The sequence below is a fragment of the Labrenzia sp. R5_0 genome (genome assembly GCF_017743835.1).
Taxonomy (GTDB): Bacteria; Pseudomonadota; Alphaproteobacteria; order Rhizobiales; family Stappiaceae; genus Roseibium; species Roseibium algicola.
Window position 1 is genome coordinate 1,118,532 of record NZ_JAGHRK010000002.1, and the last position, 23,218, is coordinate 1,141,749.

At 59.3% G+C, this 23,218-nt stretch carries 19 protein-coding genes; 15 read left to right on the forward strand and 4 right to left on the reverse strand.

Annotated elements, in window-relative coordinates; all coding sequences use genetic code 11:
- Positions 1 to 6: 6 nt before the first annotated feature.
- From J7447_RS13975 to J7447_RS13985, 3 genes are all read right to left on the reverse strand, one after another.
- A complete protein-coding gene (locus J7447_RS13975; protein WP_209169881.1) occupies positions 7 to 1,527 on the reverse strand; it encodes a tripartite tricarboxylate transporter permease in 1,521 nt (506 codons plus the stop codon).
- A gap of 7 nt (positions 1,528 to 1,534) precedes the next feature.
- The gene (locus tag J7447_RS13980) at positions 1,535 to 2,074 is read right to left on the reverse strand and encodes a tripartite tricarboxylate transporter TctB family protein (RefSeq protein WP_055656045.1); all 540 of its coding nucleotides are present in this window, start codon (positions 2,072 to 2,074) and stop codon (positions 1,535 to 1,537) included.
- A 66-nt stretch (positions 2,075 to 2,140) separates the two neighbouring features.
- Positions 2,141 to 3,076 carry a tripartite tricarboxylate transporter substrate binding protein gene (locus J7447_RS13985; protein WP_031270417.1) on the reverse strand — a complete coding sequence of 312 codons (936 nt, stop codon included), beginning with the start codon at positions 3,074 to 3,076 and terminating at the stop codon, positions 2,141 to 2,143.
- A 269-nt stretch (positions 3,077 to 3,345) separates the two neighbouring features.
- Between J7447_RS13985 and J7447_RS13990 the strand changes: the two genes are divergently transcribed.
- The 8 genes from J7447_RS13990 (at position 3,346) to J7447_RS14025 (ending at position 15,583) form a co-directional block, all read left to right on the forward strand.
- Positions 3,346 to 4,131, forward strand: a complete 786-nt coding sequence (locus J7447_RS13990; RefSeq protein WP_209169882.1) for an IclR family transcriptional regulator — start codon at positions 3,346 to 3,348, stop codon at positions 4,129 to 4,131.
- Complete coding sequence (locus tag J7447_RS13995) at positions 4,121 to 4,801, forward strand: HAD-IA family hydrolase (protein WP_209169883.1); 681 nt, start codon at positions 4,121 to 4,123, stop codon at positions 4,799 to 4,801. Before J7447_RS13990 ends, J7447_RS13995 begins: the two co-directional genes overlap by 11 nt.
- Positions 4,798 to 6,153, forward strand: coding sequence for an aminotransferase class III-fold pyridoxal phosphate-dependent enzyme (locus tag J7447_RS14000; RefSeq protein ID WP_209169884.1), 1,356 nt, complete (start codon positions 4,798 to 4,800; stop codon positions 6,151 to 6,153). Before J7447_RS13995 ends, J7447_RS14000 begins: the two co-directional genes overlap by 4 nt.
- Positions 6,154 to 6,994: 841 nt before the next feature.
- Positions 6,995 to 8,137, forward strand: a complete 1,143-nt coding sequence (locus J7447_RS14005) for a LuxR C-terminal-related transcriptional regulator (RefSeq protein WP_209169885.1) — start codon at positions 6,995 to 6,997, stop codon at positions 8,135 to 8,137.
- A gap of 25 nt (positions 8,138 to 8,162) precedes the next feature.
- Positions 8,163 to 10,418 carry a UDP-forming cellulose synthase catalytic subunit gene (gene bcsA / locus J7447_RS14010; protein WP_209169886.1) on the forward strand — a complete coding sequence of 752 codons (2,256 nt, stop codon included), beginning with the start codon at positions 8,163 to 8,165 and terminating at the stop codon, positions 10,416 to 10,418.
- Between the two features lie 11 nt (positions 10,419 to 10,429).
- The gene (locus tag J7447_RS14015) at positions 10,430 to 12,712 is read left to right on the forward strand and encodes a cellulose biosynthesis cyclic di-GMP-binding regulatory protein BcsB (protein ID WP_209169887.1); all 2,283 of its coding nucleotides are present in this window, start codon (positions 10,430 to 10,432) and stop codon (positions 12,710 to 12,712) included.
- Between the two features lies 1 nt (position 12,713).
- On the forward strand, positions 12,714 to 13,811 hold the full coding sequence (locus tag J7447_RS14020; RefSeq protein WP_209169888.1) for a glycosyl hydrolase family 8: 1,098 nt from the start codon (positions 12,714 to 12,716) through the stop codon (positions 13,809 to 13,811).
- Positions 13,790 to 15,583: a hypothetical protein gene (locus tag J7447_RS14025; protein WP_145903543.1), complete on the forward strand. Its 1,794-nt coding sequence runs from the start codon at positions 13,790 to 13,792 to the stop codon at positions 15,581 to 15,583. Before J7447_RS14020 ends, J7447_RS14025 begins: the two co-directional genes overlap by 22 nt.
- A gap of 175 nt (positions 15,584 to 15,758) precedes the next feature.
- Here the strand turns inward: J7447_RS14025 and hpaR are convergent, their stop codons facing one another.
- Entirely contained in the window at positions 15,759 to 16,211 is a 453-nt protein-coding gene (gene hpaR / locus J7447_RS14030; RefSeq protein ID WP_152505705.1) for a homoprotocatechuate degradation operon regulator HpaR, read from the reverse strand.
- A 102-nt stretch (positions 16,212 to 16,313) separates the two neighbouring features.
- Here hpaR and J7447_RS14035 point away from each other — a divergent pair, with 102 nt between their 5' ends.
- From J7447_RS14035 to hpaH, 7 genes are read left to right on the forward strand one after another with little or no spacing between them, the layout of a single operon-like run.
- Positions 16,314 to 16,700: a 5-carboxymethyl-2-hydroxymuconate Delta-isomerase gene (locus J7447_RS14035; protein WP_023003266.1), complete on the forward strand. Its 387-nt coding sequence runs from the start codon at positions 16,314 to 16,316 to the stop codon at positions 16,698 to 16,700.
- A 3-nt stretch (positions 16,701 to 16,703) separates the two neighbouring features.
- Positions 16,704 to 18,215: a 5-carboxymethyl-2-hydroxymuconate semialdehyde dehydrogenase gene (hpaE, locus tag J7447_RS14040; protein ID WP_209169892.1), complete on the forward strand. Its 1,512-nt coding sequence runs from the start codon at positions 16,704 to 16,706 to the stop codon at positions 18,213 to 18,215.
- A 41-nt stretch (positions 18,216 to 18,256) separates the two neighbouring features.
- Positions 18,257 to 19,111 carry a 3,4-dihydroxyphenylacetate 2,3-dioxygenase gene (gene hpaD / locus J7447_RS14045; protein WP_209169893.1) on the forward strand — a complete coding sequence of 285 codons (855 nt, stop codon included), beginning with the start codon at positions 18,257 to 18,259 and terminating at the stop codon, positions 19,109 to 19,111.
- A 20-nt stretch (positions 19,112 to 19,131) separates the two neighbouring features.
- Complete coding sequence (gene hpaD / locus J7447_RS14050) at positions 19,132 to 20,112, forward strand: 3,4-dihydroxyphenylacetate 2,3-dioxygenase (RefSeq protein WP_023003263.1); 981 nt, start codon at positions 19,132 to 19,134, stop codon at positions 20,110 to 20,112.
- 29 nt (positions 20,113 to 20,141) lie between these two features.
- Positions 20,142 to 21,560 carry a pyridoxal-dependent decarboxylase gene (locus tag J7447_RS14055; protein WP_209169895.1) on the forward strand — a complete coding sequence of 473 codons (1,419 nt, stop codon included), beginning with the start codon at positions 20,142 to 20,144 and terminating at the stop codon, positions 21,558 to 21,560.
- Entirely contained in the window at positions 21,557 to 22,411 is an 855-nt protein-coding gene (locus J7447_RS14060; protein WP_209169897.1) for a fumarylacetoacetate hydrolase family protein, read from the forward strand. The genes J7447_RS14055 and J7447_RS14060 overlap by 4 nt, the downstream gene beginning before the upstream one ends.
- Positions 22,408 to 23,214, forward strand: coding sequence for a 2-oxo-hept-4-ene-1,7-dioate hydratase (gene hpaH, locus J7447_RS14065; protein ID WP_209169899.1), 807 nt, complete (start codon positions 22,408 to 22,410; stop codon positions 23,212 to 23,214). Before J7447_RS14060 ends, hpaH begins: the two co-directional genes overlap by 4 nt.
- Positions 23,215 to 23,218: the final 4 nt, after the last annotated feature.

Here is a 23,218-nt window from a genome sequence, read left to right on the forward strand (position 1 = left end):
TGGTTCCTACCCTTGCTGGGTTGAGGTTTCGGAAGTGTCCTCTTCCCGATCCCCTCGCGCCTTTTGCTCGCGAATGACCGTACGTACGTGCAGGACGAGAATGAGAATGATCGCTGTGAAGAGGATTGCGGCGATCGGCCTGTCGATGAAATCGAGCGGGGAATTCACCCGCGCCATGGCGCTGCGAAGTTTCACCTCCATGATCCCGCCAAGCACCATGCCGAGGATGATCGGCACAATGGGCAGGTTGAGACGCTTCAGCACCAGGCCGAAGACGCCGAAGCCGGCGGCAATCGCGCAGTCGGTCACCGAGTTGCGCAGCGAGAACACGCCAACAAAGGACAGCGTCATGATCATCACACCCAGGAAACGCGTCGGGATCTGAATGATCTTGAGCAGCAGCCCCGTGGAGGACAGGAGGAAGATCAGGACGATGATATTCAGGAGGATCAGCGCCAGATAGAGCGCGACCACAAAGTCGAGTTGCCCCTGGAACAGCTGTGGCCCCGGGATGACGTTATGAACATAGAACACTGACAGCATCATTGCCGTCAGCGCTTCTCCCGGAATGCCGAGAGCAAGCAAAGGGATCATCGCCGCACCGGGAACCGCATTGTTGGCGGCTTCCGAAGCGATCAGCCCTTCCGGTGATCCCTTGCCGAAAAGGTCCGGGTCCTTCGAGGATTTCTGCGCATAGGTGTAGGACAGGAACTGGGCAGTGAATTCACCCACGCCGGGGATCATGCCCATGAGAACACCGAAGCCGGATGAAACGGTCGCCACCCGTTTGAACGCGAACAGCTCCTTGAGCCCGGCAAAGAGGTTGCCCTCGACCTTGGCCGATCCGGGTTGATGTTCCTTGTCGACCAGCAGCAGCAACGCTTGCGAGATCGCAAAGAGACCGAGCACCACCACGATGAGATCGACACCGGAGGTGAGCCAGCTCTGGTCGAAGGTGAAGCGCTTGGTGTATTTGGCAGGCTCCAGGCCGATGGTGCTCAGGAAGATGCCGAAACAGGCCAGCATGCCGGCTGCGAAAACCTGTCCGCGATGCGCCACCACCACCAGGATGATGCCCATCAGCGCGGCCAGGAAGATCTCGCGGCTGCCGAAATGCGGCGCGATCATCGCCAGAACCGGCGAGAGGACGATCAGGCACAGGATCGAAAACATGCCGCCGAAGAAAGAAGCCGAATAGGCGAGCGACAGCGCCCGATGCCCCTGCCCCTTCTTGGTCATGGGGTAGCCGTCATAGGTGGTCAGCGCATTGACCGCCGTACCCGGTGTGTTGATCAGCACCGCCGGAATGGCACCGCCATACATGGATGAGCCATAGACGCCGAGCAGCAGGGTCAAGCCGACGATAGGCTCGAAGGAAAAGGTTGCCGGCAGCAGGATTGCGATGGCGACGGCAGCTCCGACACCAGGAATTGCGCCGATGATGACACCACCGATGGAGCCGATCACCAGGGCCGCAAGAACGTCCCATTGGGCAAGCATGGACAGGCTGGAGAGGATCAGTTCCATTCTCGCCTCACAGATAGGTCAGGGCAAAGGCGCGGATGCCGTCAGGCAGCGCCTCGTAGATGTGGCCTGCGGGAACCTTGACCTGCAAAAACGCGCGGAAGATCACCACCACAGAAATGCTGAAGGCAACCGCGGCACCCAGGTTGAGAGGCGTTGCCTCGCCAATCCGGACACACAGAAACAAGGTGAAGGCGAGTGTCGCCGGCAGGTAGCCGATTTGCGGCACCAGGAGCACGTAGATCAGGAAATAGGCCACGAACTCGAACGACTTCAGCCAGAAGCCGACCTCGCGCCATCGACCCGGAATGCGCTTGGAGCAAAGCGAGCCTATGAAATGCAGGCTGGCGAACAGCACCATGCCGCCGATAGCGACTGTGGGCCAGAACCTTGGCTGTGCAAACCACTTGGTCCGCTTGGCCCAGACCGTCTCACCCGGGATCTGCGACAGAAGAAATAGGGAAAATGCCAGGAACAGGATTGCAAACACGATGTCGCCGGGCCGGCGATAGCGTTTGAACAGTTCCTGCAGCGTCTTGATGCGCGCCAAGCCGAACCCTCCTTGGAACCCGAAAGCAACCGGCCGGCGCGAGATGCGCCGGCCGAAATAGTCGCCTTATTGTTCGATCAGCTCGGAGATTTTCTGAAGCGCCGCCGCATCAGCCTCGATCTGCTGTTCGGACTGAACCGGGTCCTGCCAGTAGATCAGGACGCCGGTCTGGCCGATCAGCTCGAGCGCCTGCGGCGACTTGAGCGCAGCTTGCGCAGCTTCGGAAATCTTGATCCGCGCATCTTCGGGAACATCCTTGTGAACGAACAGCCCGTTCCACAGCGCAACCGACAGATCCGGGTTGATTTCCTGCATGGTCTGCACGTTCGGCGTCAGGGACGTCCGTTCCTTGCCGATGCTGGCCAGGATCTTGACCTCGCCGAGGCATGGCTGGATCTGCTGCAGTGTCGTGTTGATGACGTCGACATCGCCGGAGGCCAGCGTGTTGCAGTTCAGCTCGTCAAAAGCCGCTTCGCTGGCAAAGTCGAAGCCGGAGGTCTTGGCGGCAGCGAAGGTGATCTGGGTGGGCGGCAGGAACGAACCGAAATGGCCGAGAGCGATCTCGTTTTCCTTGGCGTAATCAGCCAGCTCCGCCCACGTGGCGTAGGGCGCGTCTGCGCCAGCGGCAATCACGAACGGATAGGTCATGAAAATGCCGATCGGCTCGAACGGGTTCGGCGAAAGTTCGGGAATTCCGATCTGCGGACCACCAATCGGCACGTCGGTCACGAAAGAGCCGACCGTATAACCGTCGGCAGGCGCCGTCGCGACTTCCACTGCACCAGGGAACGGACCACCGCCGCCACCCGGCTTGTTCACGACCGCTGCCGGCACGCCGTACATTTCCTGGAACTTGTCCGCGATCAGACGGGTCAGCACGTCTTCCAGGTCGCCCGGAGGCCACGGAACGATGAACGATACAGGCTTTTCCGGATATTCAGCCAGAGCGGCCGTTGCCGACATCAATGTCGCGGCCGTCAGGGCGATCACTTGCTTCTTCATTTCAACAGTCCCTTTTCTGGTCAGGTGACAGCCGGACTTTGCGCCGGTCTTGGTCATTTTTTATTTGCTTTGTTAATTATTGTGATCTTAAATAATGAGATGTCAACCTTCAATCGAAGCGCTGACGCTTTTGTTTACCTCGCAAAACGGTTCAAATAACAAACCATCGGTTTAAAAATATATTGTTTCAAATGAAACTACATGTCAACATCGTCCCGTCAAATGCCGGAGCTTCAATCCGGCGCCTGCGGGAAAGGAACTGCTGAAGCATGGGCACGATCACAAAAGCGCTGAGCCTGCTGAACCACTTTTCCGCCAGCCGTTCGGAAATCGGCCTGACCGAGTTCCGCAACCTTTCGGGCCAGGACAAGGCAACGGTTCACCGGCATCTGACCGAACTGACAGCCAACGGTTTTCTGGAGCAGAACCCGGGCACCAAAGGCTATCGCCTGGGGCCGGCCATCCTGCGTCTTGCGGCAGTCCGCGAACGACTGTTCCCGGCAAGAAGGCTTGTTGCTCCACTGGTGGAACAGTTGGCTGGAGAACTCGGGGAGCTGGTTCATGTCTCCTTGCGGGAAGGCAATCACCTGTCACCGCTCTATCATCATGACGCACTCATTCACGGCACGCGGGTCTATTTCGACGAAGCTGAATTGTTGCCGCTACACGCAACTGCCTCCGGTCTCGCCATGCTGGCCTTCGGTCCGATCGATCTGCTGCAGAAGCTTCTGAAGACGAAGCTCAAACCCTCCACCGGCTACACGATCACCGATACCGAGCTTTTGAAACAGACAGTCGAACAGGCTCGAAACGACGGTATTGCCTTTATCGACCAGGGATTTGAAGAGCACGTCTCTTCCTTTGCCTCGCCGATCTTCGGCGACTTGCCAGAGGCAGTCGGCACCATAGCCGTTGCCGCCCCTACCGTTCGCATGACCGATGAGTTGAAAGCAAAAATCCGAATTTCCCTGCCGATCGCGGCGACGGAAGTCACTGAAAAACTCGGCGGCGTTGTCCCGGTCGATTTGAGAAGGATCTGGCGCGATGCCGCATGACACGAAGGCTCTGGTGCTCGATTTCGGCGGGGTTGTCACTCGCACGATGTTCGAGACCCACGACCTGACCGAACAGGCCCTCGGGCTCGCCCCCGGCAGCCTGACCTGGCGCGGCCCGTTTGATCCGGCAACCGACAGTCTTTGGCAGGCAATGCAGCGGGACGAGATTTCCGAACGCGACTACTGGCACCGGCGCACGCAGGAAATTGCCGAATTGACCGGGAACGAGTGGACGGAAATGGCCCAGTTCGTGAAGGCTGCGCGCGGCGCTGATCCCGATGCCGTCATGCGCCCGGAAGCCCTGGCCGCAATCGACATTGCCCGGCAGGCAGGCTGCAAGCTTGCGATCCTGTCCAATGAGCTGGACCTTTTCTACGGTGCAGACTTCAGGAAAAAGCTCGCTTTTCTGGATGATTTCGACGTCATCGTCGATGCCACCTACACCAGGATCCTGAAGCCGGATCCGCGTGCATATCAGCTATGCCTGGACGAACTCGGCCTGCCCGCGTCCGCCTGCGTCTTTGTCGACGATCAGCTGCGCAACATTCGCGGCGCGGAGACGGCCGGTCTGCAGACGGTTCACTTCGACGTTCTTTCCCCCCGATCTTCCTATGACCAGGCACTTTCGTTGCTCGGCCTGCCAAGTTTACTCCAAGGAGACATGACATGAAGGATTCCAACTTCCTGAAGGAAAACAACGCCCGCCATGTCTGGCATCCGATGGCTCATCCGGCCGACAGCCAGACCAATCTGCCGACGATCCTGACAGGTGGTCGCGATGTTTTCATCACCGATGTCGACGGGCACGAGGTTCTTGATGCCGTCGGCGGGCTGTGGAACGTCAACCTCGGCTACTCCTGCGAACCGGTGAAACAGGCAATCTCCGACCAGCTGAACGCCCTGCCCTATTATTCGATTTTCCGTGGCACCTCGAACGACAAGGTCATCGAGCTTTCCTACGAACTGGCCGATTTCTTCGCCCCGGACGGGCTGACGCGCGCCTTCTTCACTTCCGGCGGCTCGGATTCGGTCGAAGTCGCCCTCAAGCTCGCCCGCCAGTATCACCGCATTCGCGGCGAAGCCGGCCGCACCAAGTTTCTCAGCCTGAAGAAAGGCTATCACGGCACCCATTTCGGCGGCGCCAGCGTCAATGGCAACGGCAAGTTCCGCAACGCTTACGAGCCCCTGCTGCCGGGCTGCTTCCACATTCCGGCTCCCTACACCTACCGCAATCCGTTCAACGAGAGCGATCCGGCGAAACTTGCCCAGCTCTGTGCAGCCGCCCTCGAAGACGAGATCGCCTTCCAGGGAGCCGGCACCATTGCCGCCTTCATCATGGAGCCCGTCCTCGGCGCCGGCGGTGTCATGCCTCCCCATCCGAGCTTCATGCCGATGGTGCGCGAGATCTGTGACCGCAACGGCATCCTGCTGATCTCCGACGAGGTCATCACCGCCTTCGGTCGCACCGGCAGCGAGAGCGGTGCACGCCACTGGGGCGTCCAGCCGGACTTCATGTGCACGGCAAAAGCCATCACAAACGGCTATTTCCCGTTCGGCGCGGTGATGATCGCCGGGCATGTGGCCGAAGTCTTTGAAAAGGACACCAGCGGGATCGCGTCCATCGATACCGGCTACACCTATTCCGGCCACCCTGTCGGCGCGGCAGCCGCGCTGGCTGCCCTCGCAGAGATCCGACGTTTGAAGGTCCATGAAAACGCCGCCGCACGCGGCAAGGAACTTCTTGGTGGCCTGAAGGGTCTCCAGGAACGTTTCGAGGTGATCGGCGACGTGCGCGGCGAAGGACTGATGTGCGCCATCGAACTCGTCTCCGACCGCGCCAGCAAGAAACCTTCGGCAAAGGATGTCCCGCTGAAGCTGCAGCAGGCCGCCTACGAGGACGGCGTCATGATCCGGGTCTCCGGAAACAATGCCATCTTCTCGCCGCCGCTGATCGTGAACTCGGACAACGTGACGAAAATCCTGTCGGCGGTCGAGACCGGACTGAAAGCCGTTTCCGGCTAATCCCTCGGAAGCATTTCCGTAACACGCAAGCCTCAACGGCTGGCACCACCACGTTCCCCTGAAGCCCTCTCAAGACCTCGAGGGCTTCGGATCCTCTACAGGCCACTTGCCATCAGAAACCAGCACGCGGCGCGCAAACAGCCAAAGGGATTTGCGCGCCCTGGCTCTTCTGTTTGTCCCAACAGCAAGCCGCCCCCCAATTTGAGGTCGAATTTCCCTAACGTTTTCAACCGCTGCGCGACATTTCTGGCCGCCGCGTATCAAGTTTCGAAAAATTCGATCACAAATTCAGGCAGGCAAAACGCTCAATTCTCGAGCCTGAACTCAAATTAGCCAAGTCCGCCTAATTTGTCGGCAATCTGAATAGTTAAATCAAACAAGACAAAATTTTATCTCAAACAGATTTCACCAGGAATTTCGCGACATCGCCTCGGGACATTTCGACGCAAACATTAAAAATCGAAAAACACGACAAATGCTGCAGCGCAGCAATACACGCAAGCACACCACCTTGACTTGCATTTTCCAAATTCAACGAAAACCATCTCCTGAACACAACCCGATGATCTTAATGTATTCATCGATATATCTCATTTAATACTGAAGCATATTCTATAATTATCTTAGAGTTATAAATTAACCAAGACTGTAGTTGCTTTAAAATTGATGCAATTGCACTAGAGCAACGGCATGAAGTTTCCGGTATAAAAGGTTTAATAATTTATTAACCCCCTAAGAAACCAATCGATCGATTTAGATAAATTTCAATTTCAGAGAATGAATCGAGCCAGAACTTAGATCGTCACCACGAATAAAATCCATTTCTACCTGGGAGCAAAAAATGTATTTTGCAGGAAGGGACTTTAACGAAAGTGTTTTATACGGTGGCCAGACAAAAGAACGCCGCAACCGAAGCAATTTAGACTTTCCTTATGCACTAGCCAAACGCTTTGAATTTCTTCTCTTCAGCATCTTTGTTCTGGATGCAAGAAGGAAGAAGATCGAGATTTGCTATACAATTGATGACAGTCGTCAAGCCTGGGAAGCCGAACATCTTCTTGGGAACGAAATAGACACGTTCTCCCAAGTAAAAGCCAACTCCTGCACCCCCGTTACACACGACACCGAGATCCTGCATTGCACCGCAACAACACCCGATGGTTTGTCGCGCGATACAACCCTTGAAACCAACCGTGCGGCTGTTCTCATGGTCGAATTGGGAATGGGTTTGCAGCTCTTTCTTGCCGCCCACGTTCCAGTCGGCTTTTCAGACAGTCTTTTCCAAGGTGTTGTTGCTTACGCGGATGACATCTTCGGCGGCTTCGAGGCTTATGCCGAGGATCTCGTTTACGGGCGAAACCGCACCGAACTGACAAGCGCGCAATACTGGATCAAACACATCAAGTCGCCAGCGCTTGTGTTCTTCGGCAATGGCTCAGTCCTTGTCAAAAACCTGGCGATGGAAAAGGTCCTGCAGAAAGGCGGCGATCTTCGCCTCATCGACGGCAGGATCCAGGCACCGTTGAGCCTGGCACCGTTCTTTGCCCGCAACTCTCGCGACTTGCCGGTCGATGCCCCGGCAAACACCGGATCAACTCGGCAGGAACAGGCACGCGTCATGAGCATTGCCGGTGGCCCCCGCTACTTCGTGGAAGTCATCCCGTCCCAGGTGTCCGACGAGGAAACCCGGGATCCCGTCAGATCCTATTTCCGCAAGAAGGTCCTGATCACCGCGGACACCACCTCCAACGAGGTAAGCGCCGAGACGATCAAAGCCGCGACCGGGGTCACGCATCAACAGGCGCGCATCATCAAGAAAATAATAGACGGCAAAACCGTAAGACAAGCCGCCGAGGAAATCGGGATCAGCTACAACACCGCAAGAAATCACCTTGCGATGGCACAGCAAAGAACCGCAACAAGCTCACAAATAGAGCTCGTTAACTCGGTGACGAAAGCAATTCAAATAGCACCAGACCAATAACGTACAAAGTACAGGAACTTAGGCTATGCTGAACTTACTTTTATACGTATTCGCGACGATAGCGACCATCGCTACATTTTTCATCGTCACGCTGCCGCTTTCGGTTGAAGTTCAACTCTTTCTCGGCCTCTTCGTTCTGGTTGCCATGCAATTCACGAAGGTCTTGCCGGGCACTCTGGGACGCGTCACGTTTCTGACCCTCGGAGGGGTGCTCGTCGGCCGTTACGTATACTGGCGCGTGACACAGACGGTTCCGCCGATCGAGAACTTTTACGATTTCGTTCCCGGCGTCCTGCTGCTTGTTGCAGAGCTCTTCTGCATCTTGATGTTCTTCCTGTCGGCGCTCATCGTCTCCGACCGTTATGAGCGTCCCCGCAAGGTGCAGAACTCCGACGCCGATGCTCCGACCGTCGACGTGTTCATTCCCAGCTACAACGAGGATCCGGGCCTCGTCGCCTGCACCATCGCCGCCGCCAAGAACATGGACTATCCGAAGGACAAGTTCCGTGTGTTCCTCCTGGACGATGGCGCCACGCTTCAGAAGCTGAATTCCACGGACCAGAAGGCCGCCCTTGCCGCCTATGAGCGCAGCCAGGAATTCAAGCGGATCTGCGAAGATCTCGGTGCGACATATCTTGCTCGTGAACGCAACGAACATGCCAAGGCCGGAAACCTCAACTACGGCCTGTCGCGGTCGGAAGGTGATCTCGTGGTGGTCTTCGACGCCGATCACGCACCGTCACGGGAGTTCCTGCGCGAAACCGTCGCCTACTTCAAGGACCCTGAACTGTTCCTGGTTCAGACACCGCACTTCTTCCTCAATCCGGATCCGATCGAGCGCAATCTGCGCACCTACAACATCATGCCCTCGGAGAACGACATGTTCTACGGCATGATCCAGAAGGGCCTCGACAAATGGGACGCCACCTTCTTCTGCGGTTCCGGCGCCGTCCTGCGGCGTGCAGCCCTCAATGAAGTCGGCGGTTTCTCGGGCGTCTCGATCACGGAAGACTGCGAAACCGCTCTCGAGCTGCATTCGCGCGGCTGGAAGAGCGCCTATGTCGATCGTCCGATGATCGCCGGCCTGCAGCCTGACACTCTCGCCTCGTTCATCGGCCAGCGGTCCCGCTGGTGCCGGGGCATGCTGCAGATCCTGATGCTCAAGAACCCGATGTTCAAGCCGGGCCTGAGCTTCATGCAGCGCGTCGCCTACATGTCCAGCGCCATGTTCTGGCTGTTCCCGTTCCCGCGGCTGGTGTTCCTGCTGGCGCCGTTGATGTTCATCCTCTTCAACATGAAGATCTACATCGCCTCGCCGCAGGAATTCCTGGCCTACACGATGACCTACATCCTTGCGGTGGTGACGATCCAGTCCGGCCTCTATGGCAAGCTCAGGTGGCCCTGGATCTCCGAACTCTACGAGTACATCCAGTCAATCTACCTGTTCCCTGCGATCTTCTCCGTGCTGATGAACCCGCGTGCGCCGAAGTTCAACGTCACGACCAAGGGTGAAACACTCGAAGAAGAACAGCTGTCGGTCATCGCATGGCCCTACATCATCGTCTTCGCGGTCATGCTCCTCACGACCGGCGTGCTGGCCTGGCGCCTGCAGAACGACACCGGCCAGACTGCCCTGCTTGGTGTTGTCGGCATCTGGCATGTCTTCAACCTGGTCATTGCCGGTGCAGCCCTTGGCGCCATCCTGGAACGGAAGGAAGTCAGAACCGCACCGCGTATCCGGGTCCATCGCAAGGCGACGCTCCGCCTTCGTGACGAGACCATCCCCGTCAATCTGGTGGAATCCAACACCAACGGCCTGCTCCTTCAGCTTGAAAGAGCACCAGCTTGGGGGAACGTGCTCGGCGACAACGGCCACCTGACATTCCATCCCCGTCAATCTCTGGACCGGTCCGCCGATGCGACGCCGGAACCTGACGCCGCGCTTGCCGAAGCAGGCATCAACATTCGTGTCGCCTCCCAGCGGGCCGGCTCGAAGGGAATTCTGATCGGCGCCGCCTATCTCGACACCGTCGCAACGCGAGCGATCGTTTCCAGCGACGTGATGTTTGCCGACCTGACAATACCGAGAGCCCTGCACAACAGGAAGCTGACGGGATCCTCGGTGGTCGCGGGCATGATGCGCCTGACCAGATGGGCACTTTACTACGGCATTCGCGTCCCGGTCCTCGGCCTCATGACAGCCCTGCGGTCCGGCCTGAAACGCAAGCCGGCACCTGTCGAGCAGGACCTGCCTGAATCCGTCCTCGCACCTGCAGAATGAGGATTGAAGCAATGAAAACTCCGTATCACCTCAAAGCCGCAACCTGCCTCAAGGCGGCGCTTGTCGCCTCAACCTTGATTGCTCTGCCTGTTTCGGCAGTTGCCCAGCAGCTCGACGTATCGGTGCTCGACGCCAAGACCGAAGACCGCAGCACAATCCGCCGCCTGACGGCAACCGCCGACCAGCTCCGGATGGAAGGCGAACAAGCAGAAATCCGGCTGGCCGTCTACGCTCCCCGGGACGAGGTCCTTCTCTATCGCAAGCTTCAGGTGGACTACCTGACCGCGGTCTCGACCGCCCCGGAACATTCCAGCATGAGCATCATGGTCAACGGTCAGCCCGTTGGCGACATTGAACTCAACGCAGGCGCTCAAAGCTCGATGCGCAGCTTCGATCTCCCTCCCGGACTGATGGTCGAGGGGTTCAACGAAATCCGGTTCATCGCGAAACACAAGCACCGCGTGGACTGCACGATCCCCGCCACCTATGAACTGTGGACGGTGCTGAACCCGGCAAACACGGGTATCGTGTTCGATCCGGGCCCGGACAACTCACCGAAGGTGTCGGCCAGCCTTGAACTGCTGCGCGCGGTCCCGAACGACAAGAGCGGCGCCACCAACATGCGCCTGCTGCAACTTGGTACGGCGAGCGCCGGGAATCTGGACCGGGCCCTGGCAGTTGCACAGACTGTCGCCGCTTTCGGGAAATATCATAACCCGGACATCCAGATCAGGAACGAGCCTGGCAACGATGCCGGCCTGGATATCATTGTCGGCACTCGGGCCGAGCTTTCGCACGCAGGCTTTGCCGTTGGCGACACCGGTTCGGAAATCCCCGGCCTTGCTATCGTCCACCGACCGGATACGGGCAGGGTTTCCCTGTTTCTCGCGGCAGAGAACCGCCCGGCTCTGGACAAGTCCATCGAAGCCTTCAAACAGGCCCTGCAGGCCAAGCCGATGCTGGGAAGCCGCCGGGGTATTGCCGCCTTCGAAAACAAGTTCGGTTACGAGATCGAACCCGGCGAAACGGTTTCCCTGGCAAAGATCGGCGTCAGCAGCAAACGCTTTGACGGCCGGCTTCTCCGGCAGGACTTCTCGATCCGCCTGCCGGACGACTATTTCGTCGGAGACTATGGCAAGGCCAAGCTCAGCCTGAACATCGATGCGCTGGCAAACCTGTCCAATGCCAACCGGCTGCAGGTCTTCGCCAATGGTGCCGCACTTGCGTCTGCGGAACTGACGCGTGACGGCATTTCTTCCCGCAATCCACTCGATATCCCGCTTGGCGGCTTCTCGCCCGGCTTCAACGACCTGCGCATCGAAGTGTCTTCCCTGACAGAAGATGATGCCACCTGCGATGTCGCGACCGGCCTCAATGGCGACCGGCTGTCGCTTGATGCGGACACTTCGACAATCGAGTTCGATGCACTTGCCAGAATGCGCGTGACACCGAGCCTGTCTCCTTCCGACCTTCTGCCGAAAAATCCTGCAGAAAACCGGCCGACCACCATTCAGGTGCTTGCCGACGACCCGAAAAGCCTGGAGGCCGCTGCTCAGCTTGCCGTGGCAACGGCAGCAATCACACAGCAGGTCCGGCCGATCGCCATCACGACGGCCTCCGCCTCGGTCGGCAATCAGCCGGGGCTGATTGTTGCCCCGGTCAATCGCCTGTCGGGCATGGCCAAGGAAGCCTATCTGGACACGCTCGACCCGGAAAGAACGCAAGGCTCGCGCAGTCAGGTGGGTCGCTTTTTCGGGCTGAAGTCTGTTGACGAAAACGACACCAGCCTGATGGCAAGCATCCAGCGATACGCCGGATCCGCCTGGCGCAGCGTCGGCTTCAAGCTCAATTCCGAAGTTCCGTCCGACCGCAGCTTCGCGCTGCAGGGCAACAGCATCCTGATCGCACAGCGCACCAAGACGCTGACATCCAAGGAAAGCTGGGTTGCCTTCATGGGAGCCCCGGTCAAGCAGGACACCTGGACCGTCGTGACCGGCCTGACGAGTGACGACATCAAGGCCAGCACGGAAACGATGCTGCGCGAAGGCAGGCTTGCGTGGCTCACCGGCGACACGTCGCTCTATAACGCGACCACCAACCGGTTTGCGTCCGAACGCCTGTCCGATCCGAACTACTTTGCCTCGCTGGCAAACCCGTCCGAGTTCAGGAACAGCCGGCTCGTCGTGGCAGGATTGATCTCGCACAACATGCTCGACTTCGTCGTGTTCATGCTGGCGTTCTGCCTGATCCTCGGCTTCAGCTACTACGTCTCCCTCAAACGGTCCGGACGCTGACATGCTGAGGCTTTGCATGACAACCGGCATGGCACTTTTCCTGTCGCTTGCCCCCGCTCACGCCGAACCGGTGTTCGGCGCCAGCGCGCGCAGCAAGGAAGCCGTGTCGCTCTGGCTGGGGTCGGCGTGGCGGGACTATACGAGCCGCCACATGACCCCGGAAGGAGCCGTCATCGACGATGCCAATGAAGGCATCAGTCACAGCGAAGGCCAGGGTTACGGCATGGTTCTGGCCGTCGCGGTGGATGACCGCGAGACCTTCAAGCTGATCCGCGACTACACCTACGAGAACATGCAGGTGCGCAAGGATCACCTGTTTGCCTGGAAGGTGCTGCACACGCCGGAAGGTCCCAATGTCGCCGACACCAACAACGCGACGGACGGGGACCTGCTGATCGCCTGGGCGCTGATCGAGGCCTACAAGAGCTGGGGAGATCCTGAAGACCTTGCCTCGGCGAAGGTCGTTCTGGCGGATATCGCCGCAACGCTCCTTCAGCAAACCGCCCTCGGACCGGTTCTTGTTCCCGGCAGCGAAGGGTTCGTCTCCGGCGATCATCAGACCGTCACGGTCAATCCGTCCTACTGGGTCTATCCGGCCCTGGAAACCATTGCCGAGTTCGATACGTCCGCGAACTGGGGCGAGGTTGCGGTTGTCGGAGAGGACGTCCTGGACCTTTCCCAGAGGGCTCCAAGCTACCTGCCACCGGATTGGGTCGATATCGGCGGCCTCAAGCTGGTTCCTTCCGATAAGTTCACACCTGAATTCGGCTACAATGCCATCCGGGTTCCGCTCTATCTCGCGCTCTCCAGAAATGCCCTGCGCGTGAAAAAGGCGGCGGATTTTTCAACGCTACGCGGCTTTGCCGATCCCCGCGGCCCATCGGTTACGCAGATCGTCACGGGCGAGCCGAAGAGTGTCATGGGTGGTATCGGTTTTCGCGCAATTGCTGCCCTGACCAGATGTATGGACAAGGCCGAGCCATTCCCGTCCGAACTGCTGCAGATCGGCACAGACGACTATTACTCCACAACACTTCAGATCTTCACGATTCTCGCAATTGCAGAGAGGTATCCGCAATGTCTTTCACCAGAATGGTAATTGCCTCCTTCGCGCTGGCGTTTGCGACCAACGGTTCCCTGGCGCAGTCCGCTCCGTGGGAAGCCGCGCCGCAACAACAACTGCCCGGCGGCTCTCCGTTTGTCCTGCAGGCACCTGAAACCGGTGTTTTGCCGGTGCAGCAGGCCAATGTTTCGCCTTTCGCGCTTTCGGTCACCCAGCCAGGGGCGGCACAGTCCGCCGCCCCGGCAGCCCCCGCGGCTGCCAAGGTCGATGAAACGGCCCTGCGCTACTACGCACAAAATGGCGAGATCGGCCGTGTGTCTGCGGAAATCAAGCGGCTGAAATCTCTTCATCCGGACTGGCAACCGCCGGAAAACATCTACGACCGCAACCGGATCGAGGTGAACGAACAACCGCTCTGGGATCTCTTCGCCACCGGCCGGACCCAGGAGCTCTACGCCAAGATCCGAGAATACATAAATCTCTACCCGGGCTATGAGCCTTCAGCCGAATTGCGCCGACAGATCATCAATGCCGAAGCGCGAAAGACCCTCATTCAGGCGTCCGAACTGGGCAACGCCCAGGAGGTCATCAAGATCGCGGTGAAGAACTCCGATCTCCTGACCTGCCAGGAAATCGATATTATCTGGCGGACAGCCAGGGCCCTCAACGAGACCGGTCAGGACGTCAAGGCGCTCGAAGCCTACAAGTACATCCTTGCCAACTGCGCCAATGAGGACGAGCGCAAGGCCACCGTGCAAAAGGCTGCCGAAGTGCTGCCGCGCAACGCGGTGGAACAGCTTGTCGCTTACGGCAGAACCGGATTGGACGGTCGCTCGGAATTCAACGAAATCTACCTGGACCTGTTGCGTGGTGAAGTTGGCGAAGGCGCCACCGATCCCGCCATGCTGGTCGACAAATCGGATCTGGACGCGCTCGCCAATTCGGCTGCAAAACTCCAGAACCCGAACGATGCCGAACTTCTGGGCTGGTATTACTATTCCCGCGAAGAGTTCAAGACCGCCACCAAATGGTTCCAGACAGCCTACAAGCTTCGCCCCTCGCCAAAGGCCATCGAAGGCATGGTTGTTTCCATGAAGGAAGATGGCGAATACGAGGAAGCCGAGGAACTTGCCTACAAGAACCGGCGCAAGGATCCGCTCATCCTCAAGGCATATCTGGAAGTCGTTTCGATCCAGCTTCTGGAAGGCTACGGCACCGAGATGGATTTCAAGCGCCTGTCGAGATTTGCGAACGTCGTCCAGGATGCGCAATCGCCGATTGCCGCCCAGGTGTTCGGCTGGCACTTCTACAACATGCTTGAACTCGATGAAGCTGAAATCTGGTTTGCCAAGTCGATGGAGTTCCAGCCGAACGAATCCGCGGCCGTCGGCCAGATCGTGGTTGCTCAGCGCAAGAAGCAGAAAGCCCGCGAACGACAGTTGATCGCGCAATGGTCAACCAAATTCCCGGCGATCAAGACCCTCGGCGGCGCACAGCTTGCGTCCGCTTCCGAAGAACGCAGCCGCTCCTCTGGCGGATCGCGCTCCTCCGGGTCTTCCTACCTGCGCTCTGCCGAACAGGAGATCAGCACCGGAGATTATGCAGGCGCTCTGCCGTACCTTGAAAGAAACGCAATGAGCGGACGCGAAAGCCGCAAGGCAAAACTGCTTCGGGCCTGGGCGCTGTATCACACGGGCCGGTCGAAAGAGGCGCACAAGCTCTTCGCGGAAGCCGACAAGGCGGGATCCACGACCGAAACCCGCCAGGGCAAGTGGTTCTCCGAAAAGAAGATGTACCGCTACAACTAAAACAACTGGTCTCTTCCCGCACGAGACCAGAAGCCCGGGCTCCTTTCCAGCTACGCAAGCAGAAGGGAGCCCGGGCCGTTTCCGGCCCATAGCCGGCATCCGGTGCCGGGCCTTCAGCGCGAAAACCGGCCTCAATCCGAAATCCGGCCCTGCCCCAGACTTAGTCCCAGACCTCTTACAGCTTCTGGAAATCCTCCAGAATGTCGAGCAGCTGTGCCAGTTTCTCCTTGCCGATGACCTCTTCTATACGCGCCGCGATTGCCTTGGCGTCATCGAGCTTATCCTCGATGATTGCCTGTCCGGCCGGCGTAATCGCCACCGTTTGCTTGCGCCGATCCTTCTCGTCCGCCTGACGGGTCACCAACCCCTTTTCCAGAAGCGTCTGAACGATCCTGGTCTGGCTGGGGAGCAGCAGACAGGCCCGCTCTGCCAGGGTCGAGGCATCCTGTGGACCGAATTCTTCCAGCACCCGCAGGATGCGCCACTGCTGTTCGGTGATGCCGCAGTCGGAGAGCATCTCGCGGATCGGGCCCATCACCTTCTCGCGCGCCCGGATCAGCGCAATCGGGATGGAGCGTCTTGTGGACGGCAGCGCCGGGCCGTCAGCGGGTTCAGTGTCGTCGATCATGCAAGGTCCATAGCGAATTGGCAGATTATTAGACACAAAAAGTTTGACAGTTTCGATCTCATATATTTAACATAGCAAATATTGCACTGTTAAGGAAATCCCATGCCGCACATATCGCTGGAATATTCCGCCAATCTGGAACAGCGGGCCGACATAAAGGCCCTGTGCGAGCATCTGCGTGCGCAGGCCGCGACCATCGATGCCCTTCCCATGCCCGGTCTGCGGGTGCGGGCCATCCGGTGCGACCACTATGCAATCGCCGACGGCGACCCGAAACATGCCTTCATCGACATTTCCGTACGCCTTCGCGCCGGACGGCCGGACGACGTCAAGCGCGACGCAGCGGAGCGTCTGTTCAAGGCCGCAAAGGCTTTCCTGGAACCGGTCCTGGCCACCAGTTCGCTCGCGCTATCGCTTGAGATGCGCGACATCGACCCGGACCTTTCGCCCAAGACGGGCACCATTCGCGACCATTTGGGGACTGTCTGACCCATGTCTGACCTTCAGAACAACATCGAAAAACTTGAGACCCACCTCGCAAGGTTCCGGGAGACCGGCGTGCTGAACCAGATCGGCGGCAAGGCCTGCCCCGCAGCCTCCGGCGCGACATTCGAAACCACCTCCCCGGTGGACGACAGCCTGATCTGCAAGGTTGCCAGGGGGGATGCTGCCGATATCGATGCTGCGGCCAGGGCCGCCAAGGAGGCCTTTCCGGCATGGCGCGATTTGGCCGCGACGGAGCGCAAGAAAATCCTTCACAAGATTGCCGACGGCATTGTCGCCCGCGCCGAAGAAATCGCCTTTTGCGAATGCTGGGATACCGGTCAGGCCCTGCGTTTCATGTCGAAGGCCGCCCTGCGCGGCGCCGAGAACTTCCGCTTCTTCGCTGACAAGGCGCCAGGTGCCCGTGACGGTCAGGCCCTGCCATCACCGACCCTCATGAACGTCACGACCCGTCTTCCGATCGGACCGGTCGGCGTGATCACGCCTTGGAACACGCCTTTCATGCTGTCGACCTGGAAGATCGCGCCAGCGCTCGCTGCAGGCTGCACCGTGGTCCACAAGCCGGCGGAATTTTCTCCAGTCACTGCACGCATCCTGATGGAAATAGCAGAAGAAGCCGGCCTGCCGAAAGGTGTCTGGAACCTTGTCAACGGCCTCGGCGAAGAAGCCGGCAAGGCCCTGACAGAACATCCTGACATCAAGGCCATCGCCTTCGTCGGCGAGAGCCGCACCGGATCCATGATCATGCGACAGGGGGCGGAAACCCTGAAGCGGGTGCATTTCGAGCTCGGCGGCAAGAACCCCGTGATCGTTTTCGACGATGCTGATCTCGACCGGGCGCTGGATGCAGCAATCTTCATGATCTATTCGCTCAACGGAGAGCGCTGCACCTCGTCCTCGCGCCTTCTGGTGCAGGACACGATTGCCGAGGAATTCGAGGCAAGGCTCATCGAGCGGGTGAACAACATCAGGGTCGGTCATCCCCTCGACCCAAAGACCGAAATCGGCCCGCTGATCCACAAGACCCATTTCGACAAGGTGACCGGCTACTTCGAAACCGCCCGCCAGGACGGTGCAACGATTGCCGCTGGCGGCAGCCGCGTCGGGACGGAAGGCTGCTTCGTGCGTCCTACCCTCTTCACCGGTGCGAACAACGCCATGAAGATCGCCCAGGAAGAAATCTTCGGCCCGGTCCTGACCTCCATCCGCTTCGGGTCGGAAGAAGAAGCACTTCGGATCGCCAATGACATTCCCTACGGCCTGACCGGCTACGTCTGGACCAACGACCTGACGCGGGCGCTGAGGTTCACCAACGCTCTGGAAGCGGGCATGATCTGGGTGAACTCGGAAAACGTCCGCCACCTGCCCACCCCCTTCGGCGGCGTCAAGGCCAGCGGCATCGGCCGCGACGGCGGCGACTGGTCGTTCGAATTCTACATGGAGCAGAAACACATCGGCTTTGCGACCGGCCAGCACGCCATCCCGCGCCTTGGTGCGTGAGGAATGTGAACGACATAAGATCGCAGTAACGGGAGGAGACTATGGGAGAAATCGTTCTCGCGGCCAAGGTCACGCATGTGCCGACCATGCTGATGTCGGAACAGCCCGGACCTGTGGAGGGCAAGCGTCAGCCGGCTATCAACGGTCATTACGAAATCGCGCGCCGGGCAAAAGCGCTCGGCGCGACGACGGCGATCGTCTGCGACACGCATTGGGTGATCAACGCAGGCTTTCACATCAATGCCAACAATCGGTTCGAAGGCCTGTTCACCTCGAACGAATTTCCGCATTTCATCCAGAACCTGCCTTACGTCTACGAGGGCAACCCGGAGATGGGCGATGCCATCGCAAGAGAGGCAACCGAGCGCGGCGCTTTCACGCTCGCCCATCATCTCGACAGCCTGGAACTTGAATACGGCACGCTGGTGCCGATGCGGTTCATGAGCCGGGAACACGACATGAAGGTCGTCTCGGTCGCCGCCTGGTGCACGGTGCACGGCCATGACGAGAGCCGCATCGTCGGCGAAGCGATCCGGGCGGCAGTCGAAGCCAGTGACGAGAAGGTGCTGCTGCTTGCCTCAGGCTCCCTGTCTCACAAGATATGGGCCAACAAGGACTACGCCGCCAACAACGGCACTTTCACCATCTCGTCCGAGTTCAACCGGCAGGTCGATCTGCATGTCCTCGACATGTGGCAAAGGGGCGATCATGCCACCTTCCTGAAGATGCTGCCGGAATATGCCGACCATTGCTGCGGCGAAGGCTCCATGCACGACACCGCCATGCTCTACGGCGCGCTCGGCTGGGACAGCTACACTGCCGAATGCGAGGTCGTGACCGACTATTTCCCCAGTTCCGGCACCGGACAGACCAACGTCATCTTCCCGGTCCAATAGGTTTATCGCAGGAGCCTTCCATGCCCATTCCGGCCCCCAATCTCTATCCGCCCTTCAACATCATCCGGCTCAGCCATGTGGAACTGGGCGTCACGGATCTGGCCAAGAGCCGGGCCTTCTATGTCGACACGCTCGGGCTTCAGGTCACGGACGAATCCGATGAGGCGATCTATCTGCGCGCCATGGAAGAACGCGGCCACCATTGCCTTGTCCTGCGCAAATCGGCAGATGCCGCTGCCCGTGATCTCGGCTTCAAGGTGTTCGACGAGGAAAACCTCGACAAGGCCGCACACTTCTTCAAGGGCAAGGGGTTGCCGGTGGACTGGGTCGAGCGGCCCTATCAGTCGCGCACATTCCGGACCCGCGATCCGCACGGCATTCCGCTGGAGTTCTACGCCAAGATGGACCGCCTGCCGCCGATCCATCAGAAATACGCGCTTTACAAGGGCGTGAAGCCGCTCCGCATCGACCACTTCAACTGCTTCTCGCCGGACGTCGATGCTTCCGTTGCCTTCTACAACGAGCTTGGCTTCCGGGTGACCGAATACACGGAAGACGAGGCAACTGGCCGTCTGTGGGCCGCCTGGACCCACCGCAAGGGCGGCGTCCACGACATTGCCTTCACCAACGGCAAGGGCCCGCGCCTCCACCACACGGCGTTCTGGGTGCCGACCCCGCTCAATATCATCGACCTGCTCGACCTGATGGCAACCACTGGCTGGGTATCCAATATCGAGCGCGGCCCGGGCCGACACGGCATTTCCAACGCCTTCTTTCTCTACATTCGAGATCCGGACGGCCACCGGATCGAGATCTACTGTTCGGATTACCAGACGGTCGATCCGGATCTGGAACCGATCAGGTGGGACCTGAAGGATCCGCAGCGGCAGACCCTTTGGGGCGCACCGGCTCCCAAGAGCTGGTTCGAGGAAGGATCCCTGTTCGAAGGAACCGAAGTTCAAGCCCCCAGCCTTGCCGCACAACCGATTGTTGCGCCATAGGTGAAACAGACAATGGTTGGAAGAATGCGATGAACTGGACTGACTTTGCCGGCTGGGGCCGGAGGGTGGCCGACTGGGCCGCAGACTATCACCAGACCCTGCGGCAGCGGCCTGTCCGCGCCCAGGTGAAGCCGGGCGAAATCCTCAACGCCCTCCCCGAGGCACCTCCCGAACTTGCCGAGGAGATGGAGAAGATCTTCGCGGACTTCGAGAAGATCGTGCTGCCGGGCATGACCCATTGGCAGCACCCGCGCTTCTTTGCCTATTTCCCCGCCAATGCGTCCCCACCGTCAATGCTGGCGGAATATCTCGTTACCGCCATGGCGGCGCAGTGCATGCTATGGCAGACCTCTCCGGCGGCAACCGAGATGGAAACCAGGATGATGGACTGGCTGCGCCAGGCCGTCGGTCTGCCCGGGTCCTTTTCCGGAGTGATCCAGGACAGCGCCTCCACCGCAACTCTGGCCGCCGTCCTGACCATGCGCGAGCGCGCCCTTTCGTGGGATGGCAACAAGGCCGGCCTCAGCGGGCAACCGCGCCTTCGGGTCTATTCCTCCAATGAGGTCCACACCTCCATCGACAGGGCAATCTGGATCTCCGGCATCGGCCAGGACAATCTGGTGCGTATCCCCGTTCTGGGCCCACGTCGCTCCATGGATCCGGACGCGCTGCGTGCGGCCATCGAAGCCGATCTTGCGGCTGGTTTCCGGCCAGCCGGCATCATCGCCTGCACCGGTGGCACCGGCGTTGGCGCGTCGGATGATGTTGGAGCGGTCGTCACGGTCGCGAAGGACTTCGGCCTCTATGTGCATCTTGATGCGGCCTGGGCAGGCGCGGCGATGATCGTCCCCGAGTACCGCGAGCTCTGGGAAGGCGTCGACGGCGTCGATTCCATGGTCTTCAATCCGCACAAATGGCTTGGAGCCCAGTTCGATTGTTCCGCCCATTTCGTTCGCGACCCGGAAGACCTTGTGCGTACTTTGGCGATCCGGCCGGAATATCTGAAGACCCACGGCCACGACGGGATCGTCAACTATTCCGAATGGTCCGTTCCGCTTGGCCGCCGTTTCCGGGCCTTGAAACTCTGGTTCCTGATGCGCTCCTACGGTTTGGAAGGCCTGCGAGGGCGCCTGCGCAACCATGTCGACTGGTCAACCGCTCTTGCCGAGCGTTTGCGCGCAGAACCGGATTTTGAAATCACCTCCGAGCCCGTCCTTTCCCTGTTCAGCTTTCGCTTTGCCCCTGAAGGTGCAAGGGACCTCGACACGCTCAACCAGCGCCTCGTCGATACCATCAACGACGATGGCCGGATCTACCTGACCCAGACCCTGCTGGATGGTGCCAAGGTGGTCCGCTTCCAGGTCGGGCAGTTCGACTGCACACAGGAAGACGTCGCCTTTGCCTTCGACGTCATTATCGAAATTGCCAGAAACATGGAGACCGCATGACCCGGCTCGCAACCTACAGCGCCGACGGACAGGAATTTTACGGAGCCGTCACTGATACCGGCATGATTGCCCTGTCGCCGGACTTTCCGCAGTGGCCGACGCTTTACGACGCCATTCGCGCCGGCGGTCTGCAGGTCCTTGTCACTGCCGCAAAGGAGAAACCGGTTACGCATTCCGAGTTCACTTATGAAATGGTGCTGCCGAACGCGCCGCGGATCCTGTGTGTTGGCGTCAACTTTCCCGACCGCAATGCGGAGTACAAGGACGGCAGCACCCAACCGAAATACATGTCCTTGTTCCCCCGCTTTGCCAGCGGGTTCACCGGCCACGACCGTCCGCTGATCCGGCCGCCCGAAAACCACACGCTCGATTACGAGGGCGAAGTGGCCATCGTCATCGGCAAGACCGGCCGACGCATCAAGGCGGAAGATGCCTACGACCATATCTGCGCCCTGACCCTGTGCAACGAAGGCACCATCCGCGACTGGGTCCGGCACGCGAAATTCAACGTCACCCAGGGCAAGAACTGGGACTGCTCCGGTTCTATCGGTCCCTGGCTCGTGCCTTTCGAAAAGGCGGAGCAACTGGATGAGGCCCGCATTCAGACCCGCGTCAACGGAGAGCTGCGCCAGGACGATTACCTGAAGCGCATGACATTCCCGATCCGTGAGGAAATCGCCTACATCTCGACTTTCATGACACTTCAGCCCGGCGACATCATCGTCACCGGCACGCCGACAGGTGCCGGCGCCCGGTTCGACCCTCCCCGCTATCTGAAACCCGGTGACGTGGTCGAGATCGGGGTCGATGGCATCGGCATCTTGCGGAACGGGGTGGAGGATGAAAAATGAGCCTGAGCGAAGCAGACATCTCCAAAGCCGCAAATGATCTCCTGAACGCGGAAAAGACGCTCGAGCAGATCGGTCTTCTCACCCTGCGCCATCCGAACCTCGACATGGACGGGGCCTATGCAATCCAGAAAGAACTTGCCCGGGCGAAGCTTGCCGAAGGCCGCAAGACCATCGGCTGGAAGATCGGCCTGACGTCGAAAGCCATGCAGGACGCGCTCAAGATCGACATTCCGGACAGCGGCGTCCTCTTCGACGACATGCTGTTTGAAACCGGCGCCACTGTCCCCAGGGGCCGGTTCATCCAGCCGCGCATCGAAGCGGAAATTGCCTTTGTCATGAAGGCCTCTCTCGGTGGCGCCAACGTCACGCGCGAGGATGTACTTGCGGCGACGGATCACGTGTGCCCGAGCCTGGAGATTCTCGATACGCGCATCCAGCGCGTCGATCCGGAGACGGGACAGGTTCGCAAGATCTTCGACACCATTGCCGATAACGCCGCCAATGCCGGCCTTGTTCTGGGCAACGAAAAGCATGATCCCGGAGCAATCGACCTCCGTTGGGCCGGCGCCATCGTCACCAGGAACGGTGAAGTGGAGGAGACCGGTCTTGGTGCGGGCGTCCTCAACGATCCGGTCGAGAGCGTCGTTTGGCTGGCGCGCCGCATGGCCGATTACGGACAGACAATCGAAGCCGGACAGATTATTCTGTCCGGATCCTTCATCCGGCCGGTGGAATGCCCGTCCGGTTCGAAGGTCCACGCCGACTTCGGCCCGTTCGGGTCTGTTTCCTGCTCCTTCGCCTAATAGG

Excerpts from the sequence above, each read along its gene's own strand:
- J7447_RS13975 (WP_209169881.1), bottom strand. The coding sequence starts at position 1,527 with ATGGAACTGATCCTCTCCAGCCTGTCCATGCTTGCCCAATGGGACGTT.
- J7447_RS13985 (WP_031270417.1), bottom strand. The coding sequence starts at position 3,076 with ATGAAGAAGCAAGTGATCGCCCTGACGGCCGCGACATTGATGTCGGCA.
- J7447_RS13990 (WP_209169882.1), top strand. The coding sequence starts at position 3,346 with ATGGGCACGATCACAAAAGCGCTGAGCCTGCTGAACCACTTTTCCGCC.
- J7447_RS13995 (WP_209169883.1), top strand. The coding sequence starts at position 4,121 with ATGCCGCATGACACGAAGGCTCTGGTGCTCGATTTCGGCGGGGTTGTC.
- J7447_RS14000 (WP_209169884.1), top strand. The coding sequence starts at position 4,798 with ATGAAGGATTCCAACTTCCTGAAGGAAAACAACGCCCGCCATGTCTGG.
- J7447_RS14005 (WP_209169885.1), top strand. The coding sequence starts at position 6,995 with ATGTATTTTGCAGGAAGGGACTTTAACGAAAGTGTTTTATACGGTGGC.
- bcsA (WP_209169886.1), top strand. The coding sequence starts at position 8,163 with ATGCTGAACTTACTTTTATACGTATTCGCGACGATAGCGACCATCGCT.
- J7447_RS14015 (WP_209169887.1), top strand. The coding sequence starts at position 10,430 with ATGAAAACTCCGTATCACCTCAAAGCCGCAACCTGCCTCAAGGCGGCG.
- J7447_RS14020 (WP_209169888.1), top strand. The coding sequence starts at position 12,714 with ATGCTGAGGCTTTGCATGACAACCGGCATGGCACTTTTCCTGTCGCTT.
- J7447_RS14025 (WP_145903543.1), top strand. The coding sequence starts at position 13,790 with ATGTCTTTCACCAGAATGGTAATTGCCTCCTTCGCGCTGGCGTTTGCG.
- hpaR (WP_152505705.1), bottom strand. The coding sequence starts at position 16,211 with ATGATCGACGACACTGAACCCGCTGACGGCCCGGCGCTGCCGTCCACA.
- J7447_RS14035 (WP_023003266.1), top strand. The coding sequence starts at position 16,314 with ATGCCGCACATATCGCTGGAATATTCCGCCAATCTGGAACAGCGGGCC.
- hpaE (WP_209169892.1), top strand. The coding sequence starts at position 16,704 with ATGTCTGACCTTCAGAACAACATCGAAAAACTTGAGACCCACCTCGCA.
- hpaD (WP_209169893.1), top strand. The coding sequence starts at position 18,257 with ATGGGAGAAATCGTTCTCGCGGCCAAGGTCACGCATGTGCCGACCATG.
- hpaD (WP_023003263.1), top strand. The coding sequence starts at position 19,132 with ATGCCCATTCCGGCCCCCAATCTCTATCCGCCCTTCAACATCATCCGG.
- J7447_RS14055 (WP_209169895.1), top strand. The coding sequence starts at position 20,142 with ATGAACTGGACTGACTTTGCCGGCTGGGGCCGGAGGGTGGCCGACTGG.
- J7447_RS14060 (WP_209169897.1), top strand. The coding sequence starts at position 21,557 with ATGACCCGGCTCGCAACCTACAGCGCCGACGGACAGGAATTTTACGGA.
- hpaH (WP_209169899.1), top strand. The coding sequence starts at position 22,408 with ATGAGCCTGAGCGAAGCAGACATCTCCAAAGCCGCAAATGATCTCCTG.